Source organism: Leeuwenhoekiella polynyae, assembly GCF_004104075.1.
In the GTDB taxonomy this organism is placed as follows: Bacteria; Bacteroidota; Bacteroidia; order Flavobacteriales; family Flavobacteriaceae; genus Leeuwenhoekiella; species Leeuwenhoekiella polynyae.
This window is the reverse complement of record NZ_QOVK01000001.1, coordinates 182,953-195,412: the sequence shown is the minus strand read 5'-3', so window position 1 is coordinate 195,412 and position 12,460 is coordinate 182,953. Positions and strand designations below refer to the sequence as shown.

Below are 12,460 nucleotides of genomic sequence, written 5' to 3'. Positions count from 1 at the left end.
GTTAACTTTAAGAATCTAAAAAAGAAAGATGCTTTTAAAAAGAACCAATATTCACGATAAATTACTTCGTGAGCAACATCGCGCAACTAGTGAGGCCGGTGTTTTAAACTGGGTAAATCAATTCATTAAAAAAACACCATCTAGCAATCAACGTATTTTAGAAAATCTCTCTAAAAACATTGAAGCAGATGTTACTGATTTTAATTTTGATCTGTTAGACAGTGAGCGTATTTTTCACGAAAGCAGTATCAAAAAAATCTGCGTGAATTATAGATTACGATTTTTAGATACCCGCTTCTTTAAAGGAACATTTCCTCAGGAAGCTTTGAATGAAATTAAAAATCTTGAAAAAGAGCATCAAACTCCTTTAAATGGATTTAAAATAATGGCACCCTCTAAAATGTTTGTTTTGAATAAGACAGATGATCCGCTATTATTTGCTCCTATGGGTAATGATTATTATTATTTAATTCACAAATGGGGAAACGATTTACACCCGTTACGCAAATTAACGATGTGGCCTTTTAAAAGCTTTGAAAACATCATTGTAGCTATATTACTCTCCAGTCTAATTGCTACAGCATTAATTCCTGATGGTTTGTTTGCCCCAGAGCAATCATTTAGTCAGGATGTAATGGTTTTCTTTTTTATGTTTAAATCTATTTCAGCAATCGTACTATTCTATGGTTTTGCACTAGGTAAAAATTTTAACACCGCTATCTGGAAGTGTCAATATGATAAAGCACAATGATTAAAGATTCTAGTTATGAGCGCGTTTTTACAGGCTCTGAAATAAACGTAAATTACCTTAAAAATAAATTAGATGAAGCCGGAATAGGCAGCGTCATTCGTAACGATCAAGACAGCGCATTAAGAGCTGGCTTTGGCCCTCTAAGTGATTACGGAAGTCAGGCTTTACTTTCCGTTAAAAAAGAAGATTTAGTACGCGCTAAATACATAACAGAAAAAACATTCTCAGAATCCAATCTTACTGATACGGAACTAGAACAGCAAGCTAAAGACAGTCGTTTAGAAGAACAGGCTACTGAATTAAAAGGTGCTCGACCGCTTATCTCAAAGGAAGAAAAGCCCAAACGTTCCTTTTTTAATATTGCTCTAAACGCGGGTTTGTTGGTTTATTCTTTATGGAGACTCTACCCCTTGCTTGAAGGACAAGAACTTCCCACCTATCGAATTCTTTTGAGTAGTTTTATCGCAGTGTTTTGTACCGTAACGCTAGTGAGACATTTCACAAAAACCAGATAGCCAGACGCAACTAATTACAAAAACCTTCATCTACGTTGTAGTTATAAACTAATATAAATTACAACTGATGAAATTTTCACATTTTTTACTTTTAAGCTTATCCGGGTTAATCATCTCCTGTTCAGATACTGATGATTACAAAGAACCTATTTACTATGATTTTGAGGTTTCAGATTTAATAACTTTTCCTGAAGCGCAAGAGACGTATTCACTCAATGACACGCTGTACATTGACTTAACAGTACCTACAACTCTTGTAAGTGATCAGGAAGAAGACATAAGTCTGACTGCATTAGTACCTAATGCTCAATTTGCAGAAACCTACTTTTTCAGATATAAGGGAGATGATACTGAGCAAAAAGCACCTTTAGCATTTACTTTAGAAGATATATTTATTGTTGAGAAAAATGGTACTCGCCGTCTTGTATCTGATTCTAAAGGCTTAGCTATTACTGGGCTTAAAGATGGAAATGCCTATACTGCTCGTTTAGGTATTAAATTGACCGAAGCTGGAAGCTTTTACTTAGCTCCACACAGTCAATCTGTAGATAATGCATTCTACGTTGTACTACAAGACAGACAAACAACAGATTTCGTAGAGTTGAAAACTACCATTGAAGGGCAAGACCCTGCAAATCGTTTTTCCTATACAGTTGAAGCTGAATAAGCAATCTTGATAAACCTAAAAAAGGTCTGCGATTTACTTATCGCAGACCTTTTTTTAGGTTTATTCAATTTATCTGAGCAGTAAATTGTTAAGCTTCTACAGCATACATTTGCTCGCGTTGTTCTTTTATTTTAGGATCATTCATATAATCGTCAAAAGTTAGGTAACGATCAATTGATCCACCCGGAGTTAATTCTACAATGCGGTTACCCACTGTTTGTGCAAACTCATGATCACTTGTTGTAAGGAGAATGGTTCCCTTAAAGTTCTTTAGACTGTTGTTTATAGCAGTAATAGACTCCAAATCCAAGTGGTTAGTAGGTTCATCAAACATCAAAACATTTGCACGCTGCATCATCATTCTGCTCAACATACAACGCACTTTCTCACCCCCAGATAATACATTAGACGTTTTTAAAGCTTCCTCTCCAGAAAAGATCATCTTTCCTAAGAAACCACGTAAATATACTTCCTCACGTTCTTGCTCAGTTTTTGCGTATTGTCGCAACCAATCAACTAAAGTTAATTCGTTTTCAAAATATTCCTGATTATCAACGGGTAAATACGATTGGTTTGTAGTTACACCCCACTCATATTTTCCTTCTAATGCTTTTTGCTTTCCATTTATGATCTCATAAAAAGCACTGGTTGCTCTACTGTCTTTAGAATAAATAACAACCTTATCTCCTTTAGCCAGATTTAAATTGACATTTTTAAACAGGATCTCCCCATCTATGGAAGAAGCTAATTTTTCGATATTTAAAATCTGATCACCTGCTTCACGCTCCCGCTCAAAAATAATTGCGGGATATCTTCTACTTGAAGGTTTTATCTCATTAACATTAAGTTTATCAATCATCTTTTTACGAGAAGTAGCTTGTTTACTCTTAGCTACGTTTGCACTAAAACGGCGAATGAACTCTTCTAATTCTTTCTTCTTGTCTTCTGCTTTTTTATTCTGCTGAGCACGTTGACGTGCAGCTAATTGAGAAGACTCATACCAGAAGGTATAGTTACCACTAAAGTGAGAAATCTTACCAAAATCTATATCTGAAATATGCGTACAAACCGCATCTAAGAAGTGACGGTCGTGAGATACCACAATAACACAATTATCGTAATTCGCTAAAAAATTCTCAAGCCAGTTTATGGTCTCATAATCCAGGTCGTTAGTTGGCTCATCCATTATCAAAACATCTGGATTACCAAAAAGTGCCTGAGCTAATAAAACACGAACTTTTTGTTTGCTATCAAGATCTTTTACCAAACTGTAATGTAAATCTTCTGGTATACCTAAACTAGACAATAAAGCTGCTGCATCGCTGTCTGCGTTCCAACCATTCATCTCTTCAAATTCTACCTGCAACTCACCAATACGATCTGCATTCTCATCAGAATAATCTGCATATAATGCATCTATTTCGGTTTTAATTTTAAACAGAGGTTTGTTTCCTATCAAAACTGTTTCTAGAACCGTATGATCATCATAAGCATAGTGATCTTGTTCTAGAACAGACATACGCTTACCAGGTTCAAGATGAACGTGACCACTTGTAGGATCTTCTTTTCCTGATATTATTTTTAAAAATGTAGATTTTCCTGCACCATTTGCTCCAATAATTCCATAGCAGTTTCCTTGAGTAAAGGAAACATTTACTTCGTCAAATAAGACACGTTTTCCAAACTGTACAGATAAATTTGATACTGATAACATAAGCTTAAGCCCTGATTTTATAATGATTTGCAAAAGTACAGCTAATAAGCTAAAAGAAGAAATATTAACTTTTATATTCTATGTTTTAACGCACAATTAACAGCAGAATTAGCATCTCACAATTACATTTGATGATTTAACCAATATTCGTTTTATTGCAATATTTCTATCTCAACACTTTATGAGCTCTAAGCTAATTTTAGCCACCTGTATTTCCCTACTCGTTCTAATAGGTTGCTCAAAAGAAACGCAAAAAACAGAATCAGGGACTTACATAGGTGGTCAAATAATCAATCCTACTTCTAATTTTTTACTTCTTAAAAAGGATGATAAGCTTATTGACAGCATCAAACTAGACCAAAATAACAGCTTTCTATATAAATTTTCAAATCCGAAACAGGGGCTTTATCAGGTTTTTCACAACGAAGGACAAGTTATATACGTAGAGCCTAATGACAGTTTACTTTTTAGAGTAAATACATTTGAGTTTGACGAAACGCTGACTTTCTCAGGTTATGGAGCGGTAAACAACAATCTGATAATAGACCTCTACCTTCAGAATGAAGAGGAAAATGATTTAATGCTTCAGCAAGAGATTTACCAGCAAGATCCTGAAACATTTACCAGAAGTATTGCAAAGATGAAAGAAAATCGAGAAGCAATTGTTTCTCGCTTTCTTCAAAAATATACTGTAAGTGCTTACTTTGAAAAAATAATTCACGCTATTGTTGATTATGATTTTTATGCGCGACAAGAAGTCTACCCAATGTCTCATTTCGGCGTAGATCGCATTGAATTCTTAGAGAGTTTTCCTAAATCTTTTTATAGCTATAGAGACAATGCAGATTTTAATGATGCAAGCCTATTAGACCTTTACAGTTATCAACGCTTCTTGATCAATTATTTTAATCAGGCAGCTTTTAAAGATTACTATAAGGAAGAACCCTACAATCCGTTATCGTTCACACACAACCTCCACAAACTAAGAACTATAGACTCTAAGATCTCTAATGATTCTGTAGAAAGTTTCTTACTTACCCGAACTATAAAAGATTATCTGGCGAACAGTAACGATAAAAAAGGAGGACAAACATTATACGATATGTATATGGATCGTATCGCTTCTAAAAAAGACAAGAGACTCATTCAAAAGCTATACGAAGCTAATAAAAAGATTGAAACCGGAAAGCATATTCCTAACGAGAGAATCATAAACTCTGATAGTGTCACGTTGAGTATCGAAGAAATTATAAAAAAACCTACTTTTGTATTCTTCTGGTCTTCTGCCCGTAAATCTCATGCGCTTCGGGCTCAAGAGCTAGCCAAAACGCTAATACAGAAATATCCTGAGTATACCTATATAGCTATTAATGTAAATGATGATTTCGGTAAATGGCAGCGAACAATTAATCGCTATCAATTTGATCTATCTAAACAATATTTCTTTGAAGATAGTTTTGATGAACTTTCTCACGATCTGGCTTTAAACTCACTTCTTAAGACCTTTATTTTAGATCGCAATGGTATTATCATTAATGCCCACGCAAATATCTTTAGTAGTAATTTTGAAAACGAATTACTTCAGGGATTGAATAAGTAAACCACCTCTCGAGACAAGTCTACGAGGCATACATTATAGAAACAAGTTTTTCAATTCTGCAGCAATCCCTCGTGTTATTAAACTCTTTGGCGGCGGCAATAAATATTAGTCTGGTAAATTCAAAAAAAATACAGTAGCATTTTCTACCAAGATTAATCACATACTATAATGTAATCTTAGTAAAATATTTAATAACTGAAGCTTCAATCCCAAACTACAAAGCATAAAAAAACCCGCTAAAAGCGGGTTTTTAAATTTATAAAAGGCTAAGATTTAACTGTTACCTGCATTGTAATCTGCTAAGAATTTTTCTAAACCGATATCTGTTAGTGGGTGTTTTAATAAACCTTCAATAGAACTTAATGGTCCTGTCATAACATCAGAACCTAATTTAGCACAGTCAATAACGTGCATAGTGTGACGTATAGATGCAGCTAAGATTTCAGTTTCAAAAGCATAGTTATCAAAGACTAAACGGATATCTGCTATAAGCTGTAAACCATCTGTAGAGATATCGTCAAGACGACCTAAGAATGGAGAAACATAAGAAGCTCCAGCTTTTGCTGCTAATAAAGCCTGCCCCACAGAAAATATTAATGTACAATTTGTTCTAATACCTTTATCGCTAAAATATTTTAACGCTTTAACACCATCTTTAATCATAGGTATTTTTACAACGATTTGATCGTGAAGTGCAGCAAGCTCCTCACCTTCTTTAACCATACCATCAAAATCTGTTGATATTACCTCTGCACTTACATCACCATCTACAAGGTTGCAAATATCTACGTAATGTTTTAAAATATTTTCTCTTCCGGTGATGCCCTCTTTATGCATCAAAGATGGATTTGTAGTTACACCGTCAAGAACTCCTAGTTCCTGAGCTTCTTTAATCTGGTCTAGATTTGCTGTATCAATAAAAAATTTCATGTGAAGAATTTAGATTATCAAAAAATTGAATCTCAAAATTAAGCAATATAATCGTCAATATTTAAGAAGATAGCATTTAAAACAATTTAAGTGTTGTATTTACACTAAAATCACTCAAATACTATAATTTATAATGATTTAGCAACAAACGTTCATACATTTTGCCTGGAAGAACTCCTTTTAGAAAAACAGAGATTTTCTGCATAAAAGCACCTACTTTATAATGCACTTCAGGCTCTTTAGTATTGATGATTGCATAAACAGCTTCTCCCATTTTTTGAGGATCTTCCCCGTGATCTACATGCTCATCCATCAAAGAGAGAGACTTTCCATAATTTTTAGCATACGGTGAGTCTTCTAATAAAGGAGCGTGATAGCGACCCGAAGCGATATTTGTTGCAAAATCACCGGGCGCTACATTAGTCAGTTTTATATTGAACTCTTTCAATTCCATTCGCAAAGCTTCGGTTGTTAAACCTAAAGCTCCTTTTGTGGCAGAATAGGCACTGCGATACGGCAAGCCCATATAACCGGCAATAGAAGTTACATTAATGATAAGTCCGTTCTTTTTCTTTCGCATCCTAGGAAGAACAGCTTTGATCACCCGTAACGGTCCAAAATAATTGGTCTCAAAAATTGATTTGAGTTCTTCTTCGGGAATTTCTTCTAAGGGGCCGGTAATTCCTTTACCGGCATTATTAATAAGAATATCAATGCGACCTTCAGCTTTAAGAATTTGATCAACTGCAGCAGAAACGGTTTCCTCTTTAGTAACATCAAGTGCTAAAAATTGAACGCCATTATCTGAACTAACTTTAGGGCTTCGGCTGGTTCCATAAACCGTAAATCCTTTTGTAACTAAAAACTCTGCTATTGATTTTCCTATTCCTGAAGAGGCTCCTGTGATCAAGACTACTTGAGACATACATTAAATTTAGAGCGGGGAAAATACGTAAATATAAGGCATAAAAAAAGGCAAGCTACCTACATCACACCGCTACGACCATCTACCCTTGCTGCGTTCCCGCCCTGGGGGAATTCGACAGGAGCTGGTTGTGTAGGACTTGCCGGGTGCAAATATACAGCAATCAAACAGCAAACCAAACGTTTTTTAAACTGAATTTATTGATTTAACTTGACAGCAAAATTATCATACTTATGCGCAGTTATAACCTTCTCGCTATCTTAACCTTAAGTCTTACGATTCTCTCCTGTGGCAACGGAAAAGATTTGAGTAAAAGTTTTACTTTAACACTAAACAAGCCAGAATCTACTCTAAAAAACGGAGATCAAGTGATTATAAACCTCAAACCAAAGGGTGATGTTACCATAGATTCGGTTGTTTATTCTTTTGATGATAAGGTTTTGGATCGCAAAAAAGATTTGAGCAGCATTGATGCGATTCTCAATGTTACTCAGTTAGGTGAAAAAATGCTGGAAGCTGAAGTTTATGCAGATGGTAAACAAGCTACTCTCTCCTCTAAGCTTACGTTTGTGGCTTCAGAAGCACCGGTTTTATACACTTATGAAATTGTAAATACTTACCCACACAGCAAAACTTCTTACACCCAAGGTCTGGAATTTCACGGTGACACCTTATATGAAAGTGTAGGCGAATACGGGAAATCTGGCTTGCTGAAAACTGACTTTAAAACTGGAGAAATCCTAAAGCGCATTGATCTTGCCAAGAATTTTTTCGCCGAAGGCTTAACAATAATAGACTCTAGATTGATTCAATTGACATGGAGAGAGAATCAAGGTTTTGTTTACGACTTAGACACTTTTGAAAAAACCGATACCTTCAATTATGGAAAAAGTAAAGAAGGCTGGGGTCTTTGCAACGATGGCAATACCATTTACAAATCTGATGGTACTGAGAAAATATGGCTTCTAGATGCTAAAACCTATGCTGAAAAAGAATTCATTCAAGTGGTAGATTCTAAAAAATTACGATCTAAATACAACGAGTTAGAATGGGTTAACGGTAAAATTTATGCAAACAGCTATCAGTTTGACAGCATTTCGATTATAAATCCAGAAACCGGTGCAATTGAAGGTGTTGTTGATTTGAGATCGCTCAAGAAAAAAATTAATTCTATAGAAGATGCCGGTAATGAAGTCCTTAATGGGATCGCTTACAACCCCAAAACAGACCAGCTTTACGTCACAGGTAAACATTGGGACAAATTGTTTGAGATTCGTCTGATCAAGAAATAATCTGTTGAAAAATCTACTAAAAACCGGACTTCTATTTCTTGCTGTTTTTACTGCTACGCTTTTTATGAGTGCGTGCCGTGAAGATTTTGAACCTACGCGCAGTGAAGGGAACCTGTGGTTTTCTAAAGACACGGTTTTTTTAGATACGATTTTTTCAAATATTGGCAGCAGCACTTATAATTTAAAGGTTTACAACAACTCAACTAATCTTATCTCGATACCTTATGTTGGTTTATCGCAAGGCGAAAACTCTCAATATAGGCTTAATGTTGACGGCCTGGCCGGAACGGTTTTTAAAAACATAGAAATTCTACCTAAAGACAGTATTTATATTTTTATTGAAACTACTGTAGATGCAACTATTCAAACCGAAAACAGCTTTGTATACACCGATCAAATTCAGTTTGATTCTGGTAGCAATCTACAAACCGTAGAACTGGTTACACTTATTCAGGATGCGATTTTTTTATATCCAGAGAAAAATGCCGCAGGTATTAAAGAAACCTTAGAAATTGGTCTTAACGAAACAGGAGCTCCCCTAACGGTTGAAGGTTTTTTACTAGAGGATGATCAATTGAATTTCACCAACCAAAAGCCTTATGTTATTTACGGCTATGCCGGAATACCTTCTGGTAAAACGTTGCAAATAGATGCCGGTGCGCGTATTCATTTTCATGAAAACAGCGGACTCATTTTTGCAAATGGATCACGTTTAGAAGCAACTGGTGCTTTGAGTGAGGATCAAGAAATTTTAGAAAACGAGATCATTCTTGAAGGTGACCGCTTAGAACCAGAATACAGCGAAGTCCCCGGTCAGTGGGGAACAATTTGGTTTACTCCCGGTAGCACAGCCTCTATAGATTATGTTACTATAAAGAACAACAACATAGGTATTCTCGCTGATGGAAATACCGGTGATGTGAATCCAGATTTTTACATAAAAAATACACAGATCTACAATACGTCAAGTATGGGGTTATATGCCTTAACCGCATCAATTCTTGGAGAGAATTTAGTTATTGGCAATTCAGGAGTCTCCAATTTATGGCTGCGTTTAGGAGGTAATTATGAGTTTACTCACAGTACATTTGCTAATTATTGGTCTCAAAGTTTCAGAAATACGCCGGCTGTACGGCTAGATAATTTTCTAGAAACCGACTCAGAATTGTTTACTTCGGCATTAAAGCAAGCAACATTTACTAACTGTATCATTTACGGCAATCAATCGCAGGAGATCAGCTTAGAAGCTTTGGCTACTACTGATTTTAATTTCAGTTTTTCACATTCCTTAATCAAATTTGATGATTCTTTTGGTGAGTTTGCTAATGATGTCAACTACGACTTCAATAATGAACGTATTTACTTAAATATACTATTCAGCGAGAATCCTGATTTTAGAAATTCAGCTATAAATGATTACAGAATTGGTGATGATTCTGCAGCAAAAAATCTAGGTGATCCCAGCACAGCACTTAAAGTTCCTTTAGATATTTTAGGAGAATCCAGATCAAATCGGGCAGACTCAGGTGCCTATCAAGCAACACTTTTTGAAGATTAGACTATGAACATAAAATTATCTAAGACACTTTTTCTACTTCTACTCTTCTTACTTAATATAGATACTACACGTGGTCAAGCTCCAATATTAGAAGCTGATGCAGATCAAATTTATTGTCCGTTATCAAGTATTACTATAGCTCCTGATTTTGATCTTCAAAATCCTGGCGACTCTCCAATTGATGCTCTTTATATTCAGATTTCTTCAGGTTACGAAAGAGGAAGCGACTTTTTAGAGATTCCTAACCTACCTAATATTTCACAATCATTTAACCCGGGTAATGCAAAGCTCACTCTTACATTTTCTACTACAATAACCACTGCAGAAATAATTGCTGCGGTCAGAGCAGTTACCTTTAGAAGCTCACGAGCAAACATAAGCGGCAAGAGAGCGTTCTCTATCACTATAGGTCAGGCTAATTATTTACCCTCAACAGACCACTATTATGAGTATGTCCCTGATAATTTAATAACCTGGGAAGCTGCTAAAACTGCAGCTGAGAATAGAGTTTATTATGGATTACAAGGATATTTAGCAACATTAACATCTTTTGAAGAGGCTGTTTTATGCGGAGAACAAACTCAAGGTGCCGGATGGATTGGTGGTACAGATGAAGCTCAGGAAGGAGTTTGGGAATGGGTTACCGGCCCCGAAGGTCTTGCAGGAGGTGTTGAGTTTTGGCGTGGTGGTCCTAACGGAAGCACCACAAGGTTTGCCTATTGGAATAGCGGTGAACCTAATAATGTAAATGGCGGCGAAGACTATGCTCATATTACTGCTCCGGGTATTGGTATTCCCGGCTCCTGGAATGATCTCAGAACAACCGGGGAGACTAACCTAGACTTTCAGCCTAAAGGTTATCTTGTAGAATACGGTGGGATGCCGGGTGATCCATCGCTAAAAATTGCAACCTCAACTAGTATCAGCATACCCACTACTACCGTAACAGGTGATACGCGCTGTGGCGCGGGAACTGTAAACTTAAGTGCTAGCACAACAGATGGGATCTTGAATTGGTATGATGCTCCATCTGGTGGAAATCTGGTTCATACAGGAACTAATTACAATCCAATAATTAATACAACTCAAAATTTTTATGTAGCTGGCGAAGCTTTAGGTTGTAATACCGGTAGTCGTAAAACTGTTACTGCAACAATACTTGATGTTGTAGATGCAGCCGATACAATCACCATTAAAAATTGTGATGAAGACGGAACTCCAGATGGTTTTACAGACTTCAATCTTAATAACAGCATACCATTTATTACTAGTGATACCGATATTAATGTTACGTTTTATCAAACCCGATTTGACGCAGATACAAATTCTGGGAATACTATAATAACACCAGAATCCTATAACAATCAAAACGGCAGCACAATCTATTCATATACCGAAAATGCAAATGGTTGCTTTAAAGTGTCAATTCTAAATCTTGAAGTTTCAACGACTTCGTTTCCTACTGGATATAGTTATAATTTAACCCAATGTGATACAGATGGCACTGTTGATGGTTTTCAAAATTTTGACCTGTCTGAAGCCACTGCCGCTATGTTGAGTCAATTCCCGTCAGGAAATAATTTAAAGGTTTCTTATTTTAGAAATGAACAAGATGCACTGCTTGCCACAAACGAAATTCTTCCTCAAAACTCTTATACAAACGAAACTGTAAATGCTCAGACATTATATGTTCGTGTTGACGATGCAACATCGGGTTCATGCTTTGGAGTAGGGCCACATTTGCAATTACTAGTTGAACCCATCCCGGTATTTGATATTCTAAACGAAGGAAAATTCTGCAGTAATGCGAGTTCTTTTACGTTAGAGACCACTAACGCGAGAGACGCTTATACTTATAACTGGACCGATGCTTCGGGTACGAGCATAGGAAATACAGCTTCTGTAGTGGTGAATTCTCCCGGGGTCTATACGGTTACTGCAACTACGGCTTACGGTTGTAAGTCAGCGTCTAAAATGATTGAAGTTATAGCTTCTGAAGCTGCTACAGTAGATATGAATACTATTGAAGTAATGACTGAAAATGAGATCAATACAATTCGCGTTATTGATTTGAATAATTTGGGTATAGGTGATTATGAGTTTGCTTTAGATGATGCACTTGGCCCCTATCAAGATGAGGCTGTCTTTAGAAATGTAGCAATTGGTTTTAGAACACTCTATGTAAGGGATAAAAATGGGTGCGGTTTGAGCAGTATTGAGATTCCGGTATTAGGGTTCCCAAAGTATTTTACACCTAACAATGATGGCTATCATGATGAATGGGGAGCTGCAGGCTTGAGTAATGCTAATTTTACCGCAATCACTGTATATATCTACAACCGCTACGGAAAATTATTAAAATCATTAATAGATTTTGACCAAAATTGGGATGGTACTGTACGAGACAAAACCTTGCCTTCTGACGAATATTGGTATACCGTTTTACTAACCGATACATTGGGAGAGCAGAAAGAATACAAAGGCCATTTTAGTCTTAAACGATAGTAA

General features: G+C 36.1%; 10 protein-coding genes and 1 other RNA gene. 7 read left to right on the top strand and 4 right to left on the bottom strand.

The genetic code is table 11. The features are described 5' to 3' along the window. Positions 1–28 precede the first annotated feature (28 nt). The 3 genes from DSM02_RS00815 to DSM02_RS00805 all read left to right on the top strand — a co-directional run bounded on the left by DSM02_RS00815 (position 29) and on the right by DSM02_RS00805 (position 1,933). Positions 29–751 (top strand): hypothetical protein, encoded by a 723-nt coding sequence (locus DSM02_RS00815; RefSeq protein WP_128763863.1) that lies wholly within the window; start codon positions 29–31, stop codon positions 749–751. Continuing rightward, positions 748–1,266, top strand: a complete 519-nt coding sequence (locus tag DSM02_RS00810) for a putative signal transducing protein (protein ID WP_128763862.1) — start codon at positions 748–750, stop codon at positions 1,264–1,266. The genes DSM02_RS00815 and DSM02_RS00810 overlap by 4 nt, the downstream gene beginning before the upstream one ends. Positions 1,267–1,333: 67 nt before the next feature. Further along, entirely contained in the window at positions 1,334–1,933 is a 600-nt protein-coding gene (locus DSM02_RS00805; RefSeq protein WP_128763861.1) for a hypothetical protein, read from the top strand. 88 nt (positions 1,934–2,021) lie between these two features. Here the strand turns inward: DSM02_RS00805 and DSM02_RS00800 are convergent, their stop codons facing one another. Then, a complete protein-coding gene (locus DSM02_RS00800) occupies positions 2,022–3,647 on the bottom strand; it encodes an ABC-F family ATP-binding cassette domain-containing protein (RefSeq protein WP_128762135.1) in 1,626 nt (541 codons plus the stop codon). A gap of 181 nt (positions 3,648–3,828) precedes the next feature. Between DSM02_RS00800 and DSM02_RS00795 the strand changes: the two genes are divergently transcribed. Then, complete coding sequence (locus DSM02_RS00795) at positions 3,829–5,247, top strand: TlpA family protein disulfide reductase (protein ID WP_128763860.1); 1,419 nt, start codon at positions 3,829–3,831, stop codon at positions 5,245–5,247. A 273-nt stretch (positions 5,248–5,520) separates the two neighbouring features. Here the strand turns inward: DSM02_RS00795 and fsa are convergent, their stop codons facing one another. The 3 genes from fsa to ffs all read right to left on the bottom strand — a co-directional run bounded on the left by fsa (position 5,521) and on the right by ffs (position 7,247). Then, positions 5,521–6,177 (bottom strand): fructose-6-phosphate aldolase, encoded by a 657-nt coding sequence (gene fsa, locus DSM02_RS00790; protein ID WP_128763859.1) that lies wholly within the window; start codon positions 6,175–6,177, stop codon positions 5,521–5,523. Between the two features lie 121 nt (positions 6,178–6,298). Continuing rightward, on the bottom strand, positions 6,299–7,102 hold the full coding sequence (locus tag DSM02_RS00785) for an SDR family oxidoreductase (RefSeq protein ID WP_128763858.1): 804 nt from the start codon (positions 7,100–7,102) through the stop codon (positions 6,299–6,301). 45 nt (positions 7,103–7,147) lie between these two features. Next, positions 7,148–7,247: signal recognition particle sRNA small type (gene ffs, locus DSM02_RS00780), an RNA gene on the bottom strand. A gap of 88 nt (positions 7,248–7,335) precedes the next feature. Between ffs and DSM02_RS00775 the strand changes: the two genes are divergently transcribed. Genes DSM02_RS00775 through DSM02_RS00765 form a run of 3 tightly spaced genes read left to right on the top strand, consistent with a single transcriptional unit; the run spans position 7,336 to position 12,457 of the window. Continuing rightward, positions 7,336–8,394, top strand: coding sequence for a glutaminyl-peptide cyclotransferase (locus tag DSM02_RS00775; protein ID WP_128763857.1), 1,059 nt, complete (start codon positions 7,336–7,338; stop codon positions 8,392–8,394). A 4-nt stretch (positions 8,395–8,398) separates the two neighbouring features. Then, complete coding sequence (locus tag DSM02_RS00770) at positions 8,399–9,952, top strand: hypothetical protein (RefSeq protein WP_317128217.1); 1,554 nt, start codon at positions 8,399–8,401, stop codon at positions 9,950–9,952. A 3-nt stretch (positions 9,953–9,955) separates the two neighbouring features. After that, positions 9,956–12,457 carry a T9SS type B sorting domain-containing protein gene (locus tag DSM02_RS00765; protein WP_128763856.1) on the top strand — a complete coding sequence of 834 codons (2,502 nt, stop codon included), beginning with the start codon at positions 9,956–9,958 and terminating at the stop codon, positions 12,455–12,457. Positions 12,458–12,460 lie beyond the last annotated feature (3 nt).

Excerpts from the sequence above, each read along its gene's own strand:
- DSM02_RS00815 (WP_128763863.1), top strand. The coding sequence starts at position 29 with ATGCTTTTAAAAAGAACCAATATTCACGATAAATTACTTCGTGAGCAA.
- DSM02_RS00810 (WP_128763862.1), top strand. The coding sequence starts at position 748 with ATGATTAAAGATTCTAGTTATGAGCGCGTTTTTACAGGCTCTGAAATA.
- DSM02_RS00805 (WP_128763861.1), top strand. The coding sequence starts at position 1,334 with ATGAAATTTTCACATTTTTTACTTTTAAGCTTATCCGGGTTAATCATC.
- DSM02_RS00800 (WP_128762135.1), bottom strand. The coding sequence starts at position 3,647 with ATGTTATCAGTATCAAATTTATCTGTACAGTTTGGAAAACGTGTCTTA.
- DSM02_RS00795 (WP_128763860.1), top strand. The coding sequence starts at position 3,829 with ATGAGCTCTAAGCTAATTTTAGCCACCTGTATTTCCCTACTCGTTCTA.
- fsa (WP_128763859.1), bottom strand. The coding sequence starts at position 6,177 with ATGAAATTTTTTATTGATACAGCAAATCTAGACCAGATTAAAGAAGCT.
- DSM02_RS00785 (WP_128763858.1), bottom strand. The coding sequence starts at position 7,102 with ATGTCTCAAGTAGTCTTGATCACAGGAGCCTCTTCAGGAATAGGAAAA.
- DSM02_RS00775 (WP_128763857.1), top strand. The coding sequence starts at position 7,336 with ATGCGCAGTTATAACCTTCTCGCTATCTTAACCTTAAGTCTTACGATT.
- DSM02_RS00765 (WP_128763856.1), top strand. The coding sequence starts at position 9,956 with ATGAACATAAAATTATCTAAGACACTTTTTCTACTTCTACTCTTCTTA.